The following is an 18298-nucleotide window of genomic DNA, read 5'->3' on the forward strand; positions in this document are numbered from 1 at the left end:
GTCAGGGAGAAAGACCGATGAAACAGGCTTCAGCGACAAATAAACCTGCTCAATATCTTAACAATCAGAAAAGGACTGTGTTTACTTCAACACCAGAGGAATATCCCTGATCAGTTCAAACAGCTGATGGAATACATTATTCTTCAAGACTCTCCTCCTCCATCAATACCATACGTCCGATATTGGTAGCATGACTGTTAATCATACGCAGAAGATTCAATAGTTCGATGTGTACCTTACTTGATTCAACCGAATGACTTTTGGGGGCAAGGAGTCTCTTGTAATGATGCATCTCCATTTCATAGGCCATTAATGCATATTTTCTGTATTTGCGCTTCATCTTCATGGCCTTTTCGGGCTGCCAGTCCTCTAGCAAATGCAAAGCCCTGGATAGTTGCTTAATACATCTTTCGTGATAATCTTTTAACTCCATTTCTCCTTCCGCTGAAAAAACGATGGTGTTATCAAGCCACTTCTCAGCTTGCCGGGCAATATTGACTGAAACAATATCTGCTATTTGTTCCAGCTCATTTACAACATGCAAAAACCGGTAAATATCATCTGACCATTCCTCTGAAGTTTCTTTTTCATTTAATCTAACAAGAAATCTGTTGATCTCTTCCCGGTATCCGTCAACCTGCTTTTCATTATCGCGTAATTGATCAATCATTTTGGCTTTGCGGTCAAAAAAAGGCACCAGTGAATGTTCCACCATCTGAAGTACTAATTCCCCCATGTCCCGGACTTCTCGTTTCAGAAAGGGCAGTGCAATCCCGGGTGAGTCGACCAATTCAGGCTTCAGATAGTTTAAATGGAAATCTTTTTTTCCCTTTTCCGGCAGTATCTTTTTGACTGCGTTCCCGACTGCACTGGTAAAGGGGACAAAAAGCAAAGTCATTACCACATTAAAAACAGTGTGCGCATTGGCTAAAAAACGGCCCTCTGATACATCGGGCCCTGATATCCATGATGTGGCTTCTTCCCATAAGCCTAAAAACCAGATCATAATACCAACACCTGCTACCCTGAACAACATATTTGCAAAAGCTAATCTTTTTCCACTCAGTGTAGAGTTTATAGATGCCAGTAATGCAGTTACGGTAGTGCCAATATTGGTTCCCAGGATGAGAGGCAAAGCTCCCCCTAAGTCGATAAGACCATTGGCTGTAAGCGTCATAACAATACCTATAAACGCCGCACTGCTTTGAATAAGGGCAGTAAAAACGGTTCCAACCAACACGGCTAGCAACGGGTTATCCAGATAATCCAACCAATAAAGGAAAGCCTCAATTTCCCGTAATGGTTCCATGCCTGAAGACATCAGATCCATCCCATAAAAAAGCACCCCAAGTCCTAATACAATTTTTCCCGCATACGACCATTGACGTTTGCCAAAGGCTTTGAAAAAGAAACCAATTCCTACAAAACCTAAAGCATAGGTTCCTATTTTAAAAGCAATCAACTGAGCAGTAATAGTGGTACCAATCCCGGTCCCTAACATTACTGCCAATGTTTGGGTGAAACTTAAAAGGGCTGCATCAACAAAACCAACCATCACCACAGAAGCTGCACTGCTGCTCTGAAAGAGGAGTGTTAGAAGAATCCCAAACAGAACCCCTCCCGCCTTTGAAGAAGTAAACTTTTCCAAAATCATACGCATTTTTCGGCCTGCCAGGCTCTTCATCCCCGAGCTCAATTGATCCATTCCCATCAGGAAAAGACCGAGACCACCTAATAACTGTATGATAATATGAAGGTAATTCATGAAATTATATTTTGGCTTTCGGTTCTTATCTTATTAAAGATAATAATTGGCACCAAAGCAGAATGAACCCCCAATAGTGTTAATAGGAGTTTCTTATTTAAAGATGTAAAAGTAAAATTAGAAAACCAACAAAAGGCAAGTGCTGTTTTATGGTTTAGGTGAATCAACTTCTTCTATCCGCACTTCAATAACACCTACACTTAGTGGAGCAATCTGCTTAAAAGCAGCTCTGGACAGATCTAAAATTCTGTCATCAGCATAGGGACCCCGGTCGTTCACTTTAACAACAACCGTGTTGCCGTTTTCAATATTCTCAACTTTCAAAAATGTTCCAAAAGGCAAAGTACGATGAGCAGCTGTCAAGCTATCCTGCTTATAAATCTCTCCGCCGGAGGTAAGATTTCCCTCCAAGGAGGATGCATAATACGAGGCTGCTCCTGTTTCAGTATAAGGTGGTTCACCATCCTGAAAGAAAAGGACCAAAGCCATCACCAGTAACAGCATAATAGTCAATTGTCTTTTAGAAAGCTTCATGTATACTCTAATAAAATTTAACTAGTCAGGGAGCACTGAAAAACGCTTATTTTACTAGCTGTTAAAACTTTAAGCCATCTCAACAAATACTTAAGTGTAAGGTTATTTCACAATATACTCGAATTTCTTTGTACTTGATAAAAATGGCTAATCAAAAGAACAAAATTTACCACACCTCCTCAATCTCAAAGTATTTGAATAAGCCTTCGATTGGGCGGCTTGAAAATTCTGACCTTTTGACTTGTTCTGCAGCTCCTAGTGTGATATTTATTAAATTGGTTTACTTGAATTTTATGTGATTTTTTTCTTTATGCAAGGCGGGGTTTGCTAAGCATAGCCTTAGCTATGGTTAAAAGCCCCAACGAAGCAGAAAGGAAAAAAGCGCCTGAAATTAGTGTATGAATTTAGTAATTGTCACACTAGTTAAGTGATTTTTCAATCTCATCCTGTAACAACGCCACGATTTCCTCGGTTGTATAATTTTTAGGTTCCACCGGGTTGAGTACAGTATATGTGATTTTTTGCCCAAATTGCAGAGGGAAATTCCCCTTTTTCATGAGACGGCTATGTCCGCTTATTGCAAATGGTACAACAACACTTGAAGGTGCAGCTCTCAAAATAGTTTGAATACCTGCTGTTTTAAAAGGCTTAACATGACCAGTTACACTTCGTGTTCCTTCGGGGAATATACAGGCAGCATAATTGTTCTTCTCAATCAATCGCCCCAGTTTAAAAATTTCCTTAACAGCCTGCGATCCATTTCTCCTGTCTATCAAGGCCGATTTCCCATGCTTCAAATTATATGAAATGCTAAACAGATTGCGTGATAATTCAATTTTTGAAATAAATTTAGGATAATATTTTCGAAATGCCCACCCAACTGCAGGAATATCATACATACTTTGGTGATTGGAAACAATAACAACAGGCCTGTCTTTTGGCAATTTCTCAAGCCCTTCAAAGCGAACACTTGCACCCATAATATACAAGCTTCTCACTAATAACCAATTCAACAAATCAACCGATCTGCGGCGTGCATGCTCACCAAAAACATGTAGTGCTACAACCTGAACCGGGTAAAAGAACACGATAAGAAAAAATGTGTATAAATGGAAAATGGGAGAAAAAATGTACCCTAAAATGTTATTCATGAGTATTGAAGCTTATTCTGGTAAAATTAAAAACTAACAAGATTTATGAAATGAGGAATTTAGTCCTCGAAGGCATAAAGATCGTAATCTTCAGCATCAGTGATTTTAACATTGTAAAAATGGCCTATATGAAGCTCTTTGTTTGAAGAGATCAAAACTTCAGGATCCACTTCCGGAGAATCAAATTCGCTGCGGCCCACATAATAATCTTTCTCTTTACGGTCAATAATAACCTTGAGGGTCTTTCCGATTTTGCCTTCATTGAGTTCGCGCGAAATCTCCTGCTGAATTTCCATTATTTGGTTAGCACGTTCCTGCTTAACCTCTTGAGGAATATCGTCCTCATAATTTTTCCAGGCAAAAGTATCCTCTTCATGTGAATATGGAAAAACACCGAGACGCTCGAATTTGGCAGAAGCCACAAAATCCATCAACTCTTTAAAATCCTCTTCTGTTTCTCCCGGGTGACCTGTTATCATGGTAGTGCGCAAATGAATTCCGGGCACTTTTTCACGCATCTCTTTGATCAGTTTAATGGTATCTTCGCTGGAAACATGGCGGCGCATTTTATTCAGCATATTGTCTGAAATATGTTGAAGAGCAATATCCATATAAGCACAAACTTTAGAATTGTTTGCGATCACATCCATTACATCCATTGGGAAACCTGCCGGATAAGCATAATGTAGTCTGACCCACTCGATTCCTTCTATTTCGGCTAGTTGCTCAACAAGAGGGGCGAGCATTTGCTTTTTGTACAAATCAACTCCGTAATATGAAAGATCCTGAGCTATTACCTGCAACTCCTTAACACCCTTAGCTGCCAGCGCTCTGGCTTCGGCAACCAGTTCCTCTATGGGTTTGGAAGTATGAGCGCCCGTTATTATGGGAATTGCACAGTAAGAACACTTTCTATTACAACCTTCAGAAACTTTGAGATAAGCATAATGTGCGGGAGTAGTGAGTGACCGTTCATTCACCAAATCAGGCCTGTATGTACTTCCTAAGTCTGAAATTAAGCCTTTCCAGTCAAACTTTCCGTAGAACTTATCCACTTCTGGCATCTCATTGCCAAGTTGTTCCAAATAGCGCTCAGATAAACAGCCCATTACATACAACTTATTGATGCGTCCGTCTTTTTTAGCTTCGGCAAAATCAAGAATGGTATCAATACTTTCTTCTTTGGCATCTCCTATGAAACCACAAGTATTGATAATAACGATTTCTCCTTTAGGATCGGCTGAGTCATGTTCTACGCTAAATCCTCCTGCCTCAAATTGTCTGATCAAAAATTCTGAATCCACCAGGTTTTTAGAACACCCCAGTGTTATAACATCCACTCGCCTCATTACTACAAATTAGATTGAAAGATTTCAAGATGAAAGATTTAAGATGTAAAGTATTCTCTTTAAAAGCACCTTTGTCTGTTCTCTCAATAATCTATTTTATTTATTGCCGTCAAATTGATAGTTGGTATATGATACCGACCTGCCGAAGTTTCATTATTCGCCGAAAAGGGAATCTACAAACTCTTCACGATTGAAAACCTGAAGATCTTCAATGCCCTCACCAATGCCAATATATTTTACAGGGACCTTTAATTGATCAGAAACACCAATCACCACCCCTCCCTTGGCGGTACCATCAAGTTTAGTAATAGCCATTGATGACACCTCAGTTGCTTTTGTAAATTGTTTGGCTTGCTCAAAAGCATTCTGTCCAGTGGATCCATCCAAAATAAGAAGAATTTCATGAGGCGCATCCGGAACAAGCTTCTGCATTACATTTTTCACCTTGGTAAGCTCGTTCATCAGGTTAACCTTATTGTGTAACCTTCCTGCAGTATCAACAATTACCACATCGGCATCTTTAGAGATAGCTGAAGAAAGTGTATCATATGCCACCGAAGCGGGATCGGACCCCATCTTTTGTTTCACCAATGGTACATCAACTCGCTCTGCCCAAATCTCAAGCTGCTCAATTGCTGCCGCGCGAAAAGTATCGGCAGCTCCAAGAACAACTTTTTTGCCTGCAGCCTTAAATTTATGGGCCAGTTTTCCGATTGTGGTAGTTTTTCCAACTCCGTTAACACCAACTACCATAATAACATATGGCTTTTTGTCTTTCGGAAGCTCAAAATCACCCACCTGATTATCTTCATTCTCTGCCAACAATGCAGCGATTTCTTCTCTGAGAATGACATTTAATTCACTGGTATTGACATAACGATCGCGGGCAACACGCTCTTCAATCCTTTCAATAATGCGGATGGTGGTATCCACACCAACGTCTGAGGTAATAAGAACTTCTTCAAGGCTGTCAAGGACATCATCGTCCACCTTGGTTTTACCAACCACAGCCCTGGTCATTTTCTTAAAGACACTTTCTTTTGTTTTGGCCAGACCTTTATCCAGGTTTTCTTTTTTGGCCTTATTAAAACCACCGAATAATCCCATGATAATATATTAGATTCAATTTGGCTGAAGGATAATTCCTCCTTTTTATGCCGTTTTATTTAGAAAGGCCAAAGATAATCAATAGTTTCGATATTTATAAACAGAACCTTCGTGCAAATTCCATCAACAAGAAAGCACAACACTCTGAAATACAAACACCAATAAAACAACAACTTAACTCAATTCAAGAGCACCCCACCGATAAAAAATACAAATCCAACTTTTTCGGTTAATTGTATTTTTGCATAAGAGCAATAATTTTTGACGGTTCCCAACTATCCTAAAAGCGAGATAAGAACCCCGGCAGCAACAGCTGATCCAATAACCCCTGAGATATTTGAGGCCATGCAATATTGAAGAAGATGATTGCTACCATCATGTTTTAACCCCAATTCATTGGCAACCCTTGAAGCCATTGGCACTGCACTTAAGCCTGTAGCCCCAATAAGCGGATTGATCTTTTTCTTTGAAAATAAATTATAAACCTTTACGGCTGTAATGCCACCAGCTATGGAGATGGCAAAAGCCAGAAATCCCCCAACAATTATCCCCAATGTTTTTAAGTCAAGAAAAACTTCGGCGGTCATGGTTGCACCAACAGAAAGCCCAAGAAATATGGTTGCTGTATTCATAATCGGTCCGGTGGCGGCATCTGACAAGCGCTGAGTCGCAGTTCCGATTTCTTTTATAAGATTTCCAAACAATAACATCCCTAAAAGAGGGACTGATGAAGGCACCAAAATTGCCACGACCACCCCTAAAACAATGGGAAAAATGATCTTTACGGCTTTAATATTTTTTATCTTATACTTTGGAGGATACAGCTTGTCCTGTTTCTTCATATGTATCCCGAATTCTTTCTTGCTAATAAACCTGTTGGCTACCAGTGGAACAATAACAGGCACCAGCGCCATATACGAATAGGCAGCAATGGCAATAGGTCCCAGAAGGTGAGGCGCCAACATAATGGTTGTATAAATGGCGGTAGGCCCGTCTGCTCCCCCTATTATCCCCAGCGATCCCGCTTCTTTGGGTGTGAATCCGAGTGCCATGGCCCCAAAAAACACCCCGAATATTCCTATTTGAGCAGCAGCACCGAAAAAAGCCAGTCTTAAATTTCTCAACATGGGCCCAAAATCAGTCAGGGCCCCTACCCCCATAAAAATGATGGGTGGCAAAAATCCGGTTTTTATCAGGGAATAATAGATGAAATTCATGATCCCGTATTCACTGGCAATTTCAAACAAATTCAGGTACCTGTGATCGGGTAATTCCACCATTTCAGCTGCAACCACTCCCATGTTGCCTCCGGGAAGATTGGCTAAAATGACGCCAAAGCCAATGGGCACTAAAAGCAAAGGTTCGTATTTTTTTACAATACCAAGATATAAAAGCAAAGCGCCAATAACTATCATAAGAAGCACCCCGGGGTTATCGCCAATAGGCCCCAGGGCTGTCATATCGTACAATTGTTTAAAAACTTCCATTAAGCAAAAGAGTCAATAGATTTGGGGATTAAAAAATTTCCCCATCCAGACAAAGACAGGGAAAAGATTAATTGTCACAGGAAATCAAAGAACGACAACCAATTCATCATCTTCTTCAACATCACTGCCATTTTCTTTCAAAATTTTCTTTACAACACCTTCCTTATCAAACCGCACGGCATTATAGGTTTTCATGGCCTCAATGTAACCAACTATATCGCCCTCTTTAATCCTATCTCCTTCTTTAATTGGCTTTTCACCAGCTTCTTTAGTAAAATAAAACTTACCTTCTAAAGGAGATACAACAGGCTCTCCTTTGCCATTTAACCCGTTTCCATTCGGTGACTCAGAGTTGGAGGAATTTGTTTCAGAAAAACGTGTACCATCCTCTTCTCCATCACAAAAAACAGTGACTTCAAAATCCTCACCATTAACATTAATATTCATTTTCGAAGATGCACATCCACAATTGTCCGATGTTTCATCCTCTATCCCGGCAGCATCCAAGGATTTTTGAGCATTGCGTTTCTCCTGCAAATCCGCTTCAAAGGCTGCCTTTGCTTTGCCCGACTTGTAATTTCTGTATTGCTCGGGATGCATGGCAAGCTCCATAAGCTCTTCGTCATCTTCACCATAGTCCCAACCATTTTCATCCATTTCTTTCCTGAAGCTATCAAGAGCATCTGGATAAGGCTCCTGGGGATGTCCGGTAAAGAATTCCTTCCCTTCTTTTTCAGCCAGTTCTATAATTTCGGGAGCCAATTTACCAGGAACCTGGCCGCTTTTCCCTAATATCATATCCCAGATATTGTCTGCAATCATACTCCACCTTTCTCTGCCCTTTTCCATTTGCAGAATATTCATCAGGGCCAGATTCTTAACATACTGACTAAAAGGCGTAACCAGTGGCGGATAACCCAGTTTTGGCCAAATGTATTCTACTTCTTCAAAAAGCTTAATAAGCAACTCATCCTGAGACAATTCAGGCTCATCCCTCTTAACCTTCCACTTATTCAAACTGGTCAGATTGGCATCCAGATCGGCCATCAAACTGCCCATCATGCCACCAGGCAAACCGGGGCCTATAAGAAGGGAATTCATCTGCCGGTTCTTGGGATTAATGTAATGTCCCAAAAAGTCATCAATAAACTCCTGAGTAAGTTTTCTTACCTTCATATAAGCTTTCATATTGATATCGGGAACATTAAAGCCATCATCTTTCAACATAGCATGTATCGTCAGCAAATCTGCATGACCAGTCCCCCACGAAAGAGGCTCCATTGCAACGTCCACGTAATCAACACCCGCCCTGGCCGCTTCTAAAAGTGTAGCAACAGAGAACCCCGGGCCAGAGTGCCCATGATATTGGAGTGGAATATCCTGATGGTTCTCCCGGATACCTTTAACAATTTTCCCAAGCCAGGCTGGCCGGGCGATTCCGGCCATATCTTTCAGGCATATTTCGTCGGCTCCAGCTTTAATTAACTGTTCAGCAAGATCTACATAATATTCGACTGTATGAATTTCGGAATAAGTCAGACTCATCGCTGCCTGAGCGATCATACCGCCCTCTTTGGCATATTTGATGGAGTCAATAATATTCCGGGGATCATTCAGTCCGTCAAAAGAACGGGCAATGTCTGTTCCTTGCTTCTTCTTAACCTTGAACATCAACTTTCGCACATCCGCCGGCACAGGAGACATTCTAATGCCGTTAAGAGCCCTTTCAAGCATATGGGTTTGAATGCCCGCCTCATTAAAAGGTTGAGTCCATGCTCTGACAGCTTTATTGGGGTTCTCTCCGAACAAAAGGTTGATCTGCTCAAAGCCACCGCCATTGGTTTCAACCCTGTCAAAACAGCCCATTTCAATTATTGCCGAAGCAACTCTCTCTAATTGATCTCTGCGCGGAACAAACTTTCCTGCAGACTGCCACATATCTCTATATAAAAGTGAAAACCCGATCTTTCTTCCCATAACGACTATCCCCAGATTATTTTCGATTTATTTTTACTATTCTTCCTTTACCCCCTGATACCTTTTTAACAGCAGCTACTATGGCCGCCATTTTGGTGGAATCAATATCGCTATTACCATTGTGCTTATTATTGGTAGTTTCAAATTCCGGGAAAAACCGGTTGGTAAAAAAAATGATGCCGTTACCAATTAAAACCACAAATAATAAAACTGAAAAAACAGTAAGCATCCCCACCCCTAAAAGTATCAATGCCTGATTAAATCCCTCCTCCATCTTACAATTTCGTTTTCATTCTATAATTTAATAACAACCTTTTTGATTGAAGTATCACAATATTACATGAATATTTTTAAATTATTAACACAAGCAGCCAAACGCCCCCTGCAAACAACGAATCAACCCCCGTTATCTACCTGATTTCATTTTAATTAAACTGATTTGTTAAAGACAAGTGTCTTTAACGCCATTTTTCTTTAATCATTAACCAACTATTTTATTGATGAATCATCGATATCTAAAATAAGTCAAAAAACATGGTATTTGATCCTAAAATTGTAAATTTGTCATAAACCAATAACAAACTGTAACTTGAAAGAGTTGTATGAAATTTTCCGAATCGAGGAAGGAGTCCCTCTTTTCCTGGAGGACCACCTAAACAGGCTCTTCCGAGGCGCTCAAAAATCGAACATCAACCTCAATATTAATCCACTAAAAATTAAAAAATACATTTATAATTATATTTCTCACGATTCAATTGCTGAGGGAAACTTCCGGCTATCTTTCTATTTTGATGAAACTCAGCTGGATGTAAAAGAGTTTAGAGGCCAATCTATTAAACCTTCTTATCCTCCTACTCACCTGTATCAATCAGGCATTGAATGCTCACTAATGCATGCTGAACGCATTCACCCAGAAACCAAGATTGCCAATACTGAGCTCAGAAATCAGGCAGATGAACGAATAAGCAACAATCATCTTTTTGAAGTTATTCTTGTAAATCGTGATGGGAGAATAACAGAAGGCAGTAGAAGTAATGTGTTTTTCATTAAAGATAAAAAACTCATAACTGCTCCTGATGATTGTGTTTTACCGGGAGTTGTAAGAAAAAAAACGATTGAATTGGCAAAAGAACTGGCTATTCCTATCGATTACAAGTGTCTGGATGCTAAAAAGGAATTACCAATGATGGATGGTGCTTTCATAACAGGCACTTCTCCAAGAATTTTACCAATAAGAGAGATTGATCATTTAAAGTTTGACCCAAACAATGAAGTTCTTCAATTATTAATCAGTAAATTGAAAGAAAAAATCTCAAACTACATAAAGGAAAACAAAAAATGACACCAACCTACGAAAAAGCTCTGGATTTATTTAAGCGCTACAATCAAAGCGAAAGCCTCCAAAAGCATGCCATTGCCGTTAAAGGCGTAATGGAGTATTTTGCGGCAAAACATAATGAAGACCCTGGAAAATGGGGAATCATAGGATTGATTCATGATCTGGATTATGAGAAATATCCCGATCAGCATTGTACAATGACCCGGAAAATAATGGAAGAAGAAGGATGGCCTGAAGATTACATTCGTGCTATTGTAAGCCATGGATGGGGCATTTGCAGTGACACAAAGCCAGAGCATGTCATGGAAAAAGTCCTTTATGCCACTGATGAATTAACAGGTTTAATTGTTACATCTGTTCTTGTCAGACCGGACAAAAACCTCCATGAACTCAAAGTAAAGTCTGTCATGAAGAAATGGAAAGACAAGCGCTTTGCTGCCGGGGTAGACCGAAATATCATTCTTAAAGGCGCAGAAATGCTGGACGTGGAAATCAGAAACCTCGTTGAGGAGACGATAGAAGCTATGAAAAAAGTTGCACCGGAATTGGGTCTTAATGGGCAATCACTTAAGGAATGAATATATTATAAAAAAACACAGGCAAGATTCAAACCATGTCTGTGTTTTTTTTACTCTCCCTTAAGCACTATTTCGAAAATTCCTTTACTGCCTCATACATAGCCAAAACATTTTGAACTGGAGTTTCCACTTTTAATTTATGCGATGGTCCAAGAATAAACCCACCACCCGGGGTCATTACTTCCAAAAGTTCTCTAACCCCTTCTTTGACTTCATCAGGCTTAGCTTTTCTCAACAGCAATTCTTCATCCAAGGCACCTGAAAAGGTAATCATTTGTCCAAAATCCTTTTTCAGCCCATCGGGAGACATTCCCTGGGCCCTTGTTTGTATAGGATCCAGAACATCGGCTCCAAGTGAGATAAACTCAGGAACCAGCTTCCTTACACCACCACAACTATGCATATAAAACTTAACACCAAGTTTGCGAGGTATTTCAACGAATTTCTCAATGGCCGGCCTGCAGTAATCATTCCAGGCATCTTTACTGATAATTAAACCACTTTGAGCGCCAAAATCGTCTGCAATCCTGATTAAATCAACCCGATCACCTGTAACAGCAAAAAACTTTTCAATAAAATCCACATAAAACCCGGTGACTTTATCCACCAAAACTTTAAAAAAACGGGGATTATAAACCATTACATCCAAAAAGGAATCACGTCCAATGAGTCGTTGAATAATCCTAAAAAGCCCCGGAGAGGAATAACCCGGGGCAGTCATTATGGCATAATCCTTATACATTTCACATTGCTGGTCCAGAGAATCGAAGTCAAATAGATCGGTAGTAGGCCAGGGATAGTCTTCCAAATAGCTGATATCAGAAATGCCCTGCAAAGGAAATTTGGTTGCTTCCCAATATTTGAGGTCACCATGTCCTACCAAATCGTACTCCACGCCCCAAATATCTTTTTTGTGTCCTTTCTTTATATTGATTAAACCGGGACCTTTATAATAAGGTTCAACCCATCTAAAATCAATATCCAGATGCTCAAGCATCTGATCTTTATCAGAAAATCCCAACTGTTTAACCATTTTTTCGGTAAACTCGGGCACGGCCCAATAAAAAAAAGGTACCCGGTCGGGTTCTTCATGATTTAACGCCTTTAATACACGCTCTTTGTGGTTCATAAATGATACTTTTAGGTCTCATTCAATTATCATTTATTGTTTTTTAAGCCAAAAAACAGTGCAAGGTAAATAAAAATGTTAGAATCCATCAAAATCCATTAAAGAACTTGACTTCTTATGTAAATATTGTTAAAAATAAAAAACAATAAATGTAAGTTGCTAAAAAATGGAGCTTTCGTCAAGTCTTAACGCATTCTAAAACCACAAAATCAGGAATTTTAAGCAGACTAAAAGCCCACTGGTTGAATAGTATAACTATAAGTGTACTCCTTTTGAGTCAATCTGTATTGTTCATGCGTCCAGGCCCCCCAGCTATTATCTCCTCCCAGGCCCATTTGCTTCATATCTATATCAACTGATGTAAGATCTCTTGGTTTTACATCGGTTGTATGCCTATGCTCATCGGGATGATTAATCTTACGGCCTTCCCCATCCATTGGTGACTCAAAATCTTCAAGAATATTATGATGGGCAGACACTTCAAGAAGCTGGTGTCCCTTAAACAGTAAACCATCACCTTCTTTATTGGTAATGCTCATCCATCTGACATCTGTTTTGTTCCCATTCTCCTGGGGGCGAAGATATGGCCAATATTGGTCAGAAACACTTCCGGCATAAACGTCTACAAACGCAGCACTTTTCCTGTCCTGATAAGACTCCTGAGGACCACGTCCATACCATTTCATTTGATCAAACTCCCGTGGCATAACCAAAGTCATTCCCATTCTTGGAATTTCAGGAAGATCATCCTCCATTTTGAAATGATGAGTCACCTCAATTTGACCATCCCCATGGATTTTATATTCCACAACAGCTTCTCCTATGATGTTGGTTGTACTATCCCGGAGATCATAGGTAAAAGTCAGTAATTTTCCGGGGAGAAGATGTTTTACGTCAAAATCGGATAATTCACAATATTTTGAAGTATTTCTCCACATACCCGACCTGCCAGGTAATCCATTACCAAAGTCATTATCGGTTGGAGCTCGCCAGTAAGAAGGTTCAGGACCCCGAATTAATAGTTCTTTCCCCTGGTATGAGTAACTGGTCATGATGCCTTTTGTCAAATCAAAGTTTATTTCAAAACCGTCACCTGAAAATACTCCAATAGCTCCATCCGGTGTACGGGCATACTCAATTTCTTTGCTGGATTGATACTCTTCCGGCTCCCGGCTTGAAAAAGGCAATTTAAATTGCTCTTTGGCCACAGCGGTACCTTGTTTAAGAATTCCCCATTCAGTTTTTAAGCGGGCATAAATGTTAAAGAAATATTCCTTGTTCTCCTCTGGTGCAAAGTCTATTTCAACCTGATAGACATTTGATTCTCCGGGAGCTAATGAAACGGCTTCCCATTTCCCGGTTTTTATGGTATCTCCTTCAGATTTTATCACCCACTCAAAATCAAACTTTTCAGTATCTATAAAAGAATATTGGTTTTCAATGCTAATAAGCCCAATGTTAAGGTTTACAGGTTTAAATTTCAGATGCTGATAAACTTTTTTGACTTCTTCGAGAGCCGGTTGGGGCTTTCGATCCGGATCAACGAGTCCGTTCAGACAAAAATTCCCATCTGAGGGAACCGTGTCAGGTCCAAAATCTCCTCCATAGGCAAAAAATTCTTCTCCCTTTTTGTTCGTTGTGAGTAATCCCTGGTCTACCCAGTCCCAAATAAAACCTCCCTGCATAAGGTCTTTATCTTCAATTAAATCCCAATAATCCTGAAGATTACCAACACTATTGCCCATTGCATGGGCATATTCACACTGAATTAAAGGTTTACTGCCATCCTCACGGGCATAGTGCTCCATGTGTTCGATTTGGGCATACATAGGCGCAAAAATATCTGTATTCCTTCCGCCATGAGCCTGCTCATATTGTACCGGACGGGTATCATCAGCGGATTTAAGATAGTCGTAAGTAGCATTAAAATTAATTCCATCACCCGCTTCATTTCCAAGAGACCAAATAATTATACTGGGTTGGTTTTTATCTCTTTCAAACATATTCCTGGTCCTAAACAAATGTGCTTCCTTCCAATTTCCATCCTTAGCCAGAGACTCTTCACCATACCCCATACCATGCGACTCAATGTTGGCCTCATCAATGACATAAAGACCATATTTATTACAGAGTTCATAAAACCGCTCGGGCTGTGGATAATGAGAGGTCCGAACAGCATTAATATTATGACTCTTCATCAACTTAATGTCTTTCAACATGGTTGCCTCATCTACAACATGGCCCGTAGCGGGATGATGCTCATGAAGATTGACTCCTTTCAAATAAACATATTCGCCATTAACAAACAGCTGATTGCCATCAATTTTCACATTCCTGAACCCAACATCCTGAGAAAGCACTTCCAAAATATTATTGTCCTCATTCCTCAGTACGATTTGAAGTTTGTAAAGATCAGGGGTTTCTGCAGACCACCTTTTCACTGAAGAAACTGTTGAAGTCCATTTCACCGGGCTATCCACCACTGCATCAATAAAACTATCAACAATTTTTCCCTTGTATAATAAATTGGCTTCAACTACAACCGGGTTGTCTACTGATACTTTAACAACATCCACTTCTAATGAAAACAATCCGGCTTTCATATTTTTTGTAAGATCGGCAATCACTTTAAAATCTCTAACATGCTGCTGGTTCCGGGCCATCAGAAAAACACTGCGTGTAATTCCGCCAAGCCTCCAAAAATCCTGGTCCTCAAGGTAACTTCCATCACTCCATTTGTAAACTTCAACAGCCACAGTGTTTTTCCCCGGTTTCAAGTAAGAAGTAATATTAAATTCAGCAGGTGTTTTACTATCCTGGCTGTATCCTACTTTTTCTTCGTTTACCCAAACATACATGGCGGAACTTACTGCCCCGAAATGAAGGAAAATCTCTTTCCCCTTCCATTCATCGGGGACAGTAAAAGTTCTTTTATAAGACCCAACAGGATTGTAATGATCCTGAATCTCAGGTGGAGTTTTGGCATGAGGATATTGAACATTAGTGTAAATGGGATAATCGTAACCTTCCATTTCCCAATTGGATGGTACATTAATGGTTCCCCAATCTCTGGTATCAAAATCGTTCTTAAAAAAGTAATAGGGTCTCCCATCCGGATTCTCCGACAAATGAAACAACCATTTGCCGTTAAGGGATTTCACCAATGAAGAGCTCCATACGCTGTCTCCTCTAGCTTTTTCCATATTCAAAAAAGGCACATACCATGCCCTGGGTTGCTCCCTGTTTATCGAGTTAACCATTGGGTTTTCCCAATCTCGGGGCGATTTCTCTTCATACGGAACACCCTCATAATCTTTATACCTGGTACAGCTTTGCATTATCAGACTAAATAAAACAAGGAAGGGGATCAAATACTTCATTCTTAAAAATTTGAAATAAAATACAACAACATTCAATACATGCAGGCAAGAAATTGGGATATTATTGATACCAAAGGTATTCAAACAGTATTTGACTACAAATAAAAACATTCAATAATTGGCTAAAAAGACCATTTATTCTATTTTTAAACCCTAATTACTTTCAAAAAACAACACCAAATGAAATTTTTTAAACCGTTTATTTTTGCTGCAACAGGCATCCTTGCCTTGTCGGCATGCAGTACAAAAGGCCCCGGGAAAGAAAACCGGCGAGCTGTTTTTTCACCCGAGAATATGGACACAACTGTATCTCCTGGTGAAAATTTTTATCAATACGCCAACGGCGGGTGGATTGAAAATCATCCTTTACCAGATGACAAAAGCCGATATGGTGCTTTTGATATGCTGGCTGAAGAGAATCGTGAAAAAGTGCGCACCATTATTGAAGAAGCTTCTGAGATGGAAGCCAAAGATGGAAGTGTTGCCCAGCAAATTGGAGATTTTTTCGCAACAGGAATGGATTCAATGGCCATTGAAAAGGCCGGACTTGCTCCGCTTAAAGATCAATTTCAATTGATTGCACAGGTGAAAGATCCAAAATCGCTGGTAAAGGTTACGGCGGAGTTGCACAAGCAGCAAATTGCCCCGTTTTTCTACCTCTACAGCTCTCCTGATAAAAAGAACAGTGAGATGGTCATCACCAATTTCTATCAGGGAGGTCTTGGCCTGCCAGACAGGGATTATTATTTCGATGATAGCGAACGTGGAGAAAACCTCCGAACAGCTTATAAAAAATATCTCACCACCCTTTTTACCCTTAAGGGCGAAACAAAAGAGAAGGCCGGTGAGATTGCCAGTGAAGTTTTTGAGTTGGAGAAAAGAATGGCCAAAGCCTCAAACACCCGGTTAGAAAACCGAAATCCTCAAAAAACATATAATCCAACCAACATTGAAGGATTGGCAGAAATGGCCCCTGGTTTTGATTGGAACCTTTATTTTAATACCGTCGGCCTATCTGATCCGGGTAAAATAAATGTGGGACAACCTGATTTTATGGCTAATGTGGCCGCCATGGCAAAAAAGGTAAGTCCGGAACAATGGCATTCTTATTTAAATGCCACCGTTTTGAGAAGAATGGCTCCTTACCTTCCACATGGTTTTGTTGATGCTTCATTTGAGATGTATGGAAAGACCCTAAGTGGGCAGCCAAGCAAGGAGCCACGCTGGAAACGCGTTCTGAATACCACAAACGGTGCTTTAGGTGAGGCAGTAGGTCAACTTTATGTAGAGAAATACTTCCCTCCTGAAGCCAAAGAGCGTATGCTTGAGTTGGTTGGGAATCTGAAAAAATCATTTGCCCGGCGAATTGACCAATTAGATTGGATGAGTGACAGCACAAAAGAGGAAGCTCACAAAAAATTAAAAGCAATCAATGTTAAGATTGGTTATCCCGACAAGTGGAGAGATTACAGCGACCTTGAGGTATCAAACGATAGTTATGCCGAAAATGTACTTCGTTCCAATCGACTCGATTTTGTTTATGATCTTAACAAAATTGGGAAACCCGTAGATGAAGATGAATGGCACATGTATCCACAAACCGTGAATGCCTATTACAACCCTTTAGCTAATGAGATAGTGTTCCCTGCCGCCATTCTTCAGCCACCTTTCTTCTATGCGTATGGCGACGATGCTGTTAACTATGGTGCCATCGGGATGGTCATTGGGCATGAGATGACCCATGGATTTGACGACCAGGGGCGCCAGTTTGACAAAGATGGAAACATGAATGACTGGTGGTCACCTTCAGATGCAGAGAAATTCGACAAAAGAGCTCAGGTTCTTGTGGATCGTTATGACAAATTCACTGTTCTTGACACTGTTAAAGCTGATGGAGAGCTCACTCTTGGTGAAAACATTGCAGATTTGGGGGGTCTGAATATTACCTATCAGGCCTACAAAATGAGCCTTGAAGGTGAACCTGAACCTGAGAAACTGGATGGCTTTACCGATGATCAGCGTTTCTTCCTGGCTTATGCACGGGTATGGGCTCAAAACATCAGGAACGAAGAAATTCTTCGCCGCACCAAAGAGGATGTTCATTCATTAGGCAAATGGCGTGTTAATGGCCCGCTTCCTAACATGGAAACCTTTGTTGAAGCCTTTGATATTGAAGAATCGGGAGAAATGTATTTGGATCCTGAAAAAAGAGCTTCTATCTGGTAAAAAAATTAAGATTGAGAGATCTTCACAATAGATCGTTAGTCCCGATGCTTTCGGGATAGATATTAGATTTAAGTAACCCAGCTGCGCGGAAGCTGGAGGCTGTAAACTTTCGACTATAAGAGATTTTGATTCTTTTTGCGGCATATTTAACAATAGATCGTTAGACTTTTAGATAAAAGTAGCCCAGCCGCGCGGAAGCCGGAAGCTGGAGGCTGGAAGTTAGAAGTTAGAAGCTGGAAACTTTCGAAGTTAAGAAATTTTGATTCTTTTTGCGGC

13 protein-coding genes are annotated in these 18298 nt (G+C 40.3%); 3 read left to right on the plus strand and 10 right to left on the minus strand.

Annotation, left to right across the window (positions count from 1 at the left end; genetic code table 11):
- Positions 1-136: 136 nt before the first annotated feature.
- The 8 genes from DDZ16_RS16280 to DDZ16_RS16315 all read right to left on the minus strand — a co-directional run bounded on the left by DDZ16_RS16280 (position 137) and on the right by DDZ16_RS16315 (position 9644).
- A complete protein-coding gene (locus DDZ16_RS16280) occupies positions 137-1765 on the minus strand; it encodes a Na/Pi cotransporter family protein (RefSeq protein ID WP_109265549.1) in 1629 nt (542 codons plus the stop codon).
- 147 nt (positions 1766-1912) lie between these two features.
- Positions 1913-2299, minus strand: coding sequence for a septal ring lytic transglycosylase RlpA family protein (locus DDZ16_RS16285; protein ID WP_109265550.1), 387 nt, complete (start codon positions 2297-2299; stop codon positions 1913-1915).
- Between the two features lie 419 nt (positions 2300-2718).
- Complete coding sequence (locus DDZ16_RS16290; protein WP_109265551.1) at positions 2719-3450, minus strand: lysophospholipid acyltransferase family protein; 732 nt, start codon at positions 3448-3450, stop codon at positions 2719-2721.
- Between the two features lie 59 nt (positions 3451-3509).
- Positions 3510-4799 carry a 30S ribosomal protein S12 methylthiotransferase RimO gene (gene rimO / locus DDZ16_RS16295; RefSeq protein WP_109265552.1) on the minus strand — a complete coding sequence of 430 codons (1290 nt, stop codon included), beginning with the start codon at positions 4797-4799 and terminating at the stop codon, positions 3510-3512.
- 153 nt (positions 4800-4952) lie between these two features.
- On the minus strand, positions 4953-5906 hold the full coding sequence (gene ftsY / locus DDZ16_RS16300) for a signal recognition particle-docking protein FtsY (RefSeq protein WP_109265553.1): 954 nt from the start codon (positions 5904-5906) through the stop codon (positions 4953-4955).
- 275 nt (positions 5907-6181) lie between these two features.
- Positions 6182-7393, minus strand: coding sequence for a sodium ion-translocating decarboxylase subunit beta (locus tag DDZ16_RS16305; RefSeq protein ID WP_109265554.1), 1212 nt, complete (start codon positions 7391-7393; stop codon positions 6182-6184).
- A gap of 84 nt (positions 7394-7477) precedes the next feature.
- A complete protein-coding gene (locus tag DDZ16_RS16310; RefSeq protein WP_109265555.1) occupies positions 7478-9370 on the minus strand; it encodes a biotin/lipoyl-containing protein in 1893 nt (630 codons plus the stop codon).
- 16 nt (positions 9371-9386) lie between these two features.
- Positions 9387-9644 (minus strand): OadG family protein, encoded by a 258-nt coding sequence (locus DDZ16_RS16315; protein WP_109265556.1) that lies wholly within the window; start codon positions 9642-9644, stop codon positions 9387-9389.
- A gap of 315 nt (positions 9645-9959) precedes the next feature.
- On the opposite strand from DDZ16_RS16315, the gene DDZ16_RS16320 reads away from it, so the two are divergent.
- Complete coding sequence (locus DDZ16_RS16320) at positions 9960-10712, plus strand: aminotransferase class IV (protein WP_158275693.1); 753 nt, start codon at positions 9960-9962, stop codon at positions 10710-10712.
- Positions 10709-11287 (plus strand): hydrolase, encoded by a 579-nt coding sequence (locus DDZ16_RS16325; protein ID WP_109265558.1) that lies wholly within the window; start codon positions 10709-10711, stop codon positions 11285-11287. Before DDZ16_RS16320 ends, DDZ16_RS16325 begins: the two co-directional genes overlap by 4 nt.
- Before the next feature lie 67 nt (positions 11288-11354).
- On the opposite strand, the gene DDZ16_RS16330 is transcribed toward DDZ16_RS16325, so the two are convergent.
- Together DDZ16_RS16330 and DDZ16_RS16335 are read right to left on the minus strand one after the other, a co-directional pair.
- On the minus strand, positions 11355-12416 hold the full coding sequence (locus DDZ16_RS16330) for a uroporphyrinogen decarboxylase family protein (protein ID WP_109265559.1): 1062 nt from the start codon (positions 12414-12416) through the stop codon (positions 11355-11357).
- Positions 12417-12643: 227 nt separating this feature from the next.
- On the minus strand, positions 12644-15796 hold the full coding sequence (locus DDZ16_RS16335; RefSeq protein ID WP_109265565.1) for a glycoside hydrolase family 2 TIM barrel-domain containing protein: 3153 nt from the start codon (positions 15794-15796) through the stop codon (positions 12644-12646).
- A 180-nt stretch (positions 15797-15976) separates the two neighbouring features.
- On the opposite strand from DDZ16_RS16335, the gene DDZ16_RS16340 reads away from it, so the two are divergent.
- Complete coding sequence (locus DDZ16_RS16340; protein ID WP_109265560.1) at positions 15977-18022, plus strand: M13 family metallopeptidase; 2046 nt, start codon at positions 15977-15979, stop codon at positions 18020-18022.
- The last annotated feature ends 276 nt before the right edge of the window (positions 18023-18298 follow it).

This window comes from Marinilabilia rubra, from assembly GCF_003121985.1.
Classification (GTDB): Bacteria; Bacteroidota; Bacteroidia; order Bacteroidales; family Marinilabiliaceae; genus Marinilabilia; species Marinilabilia rubra.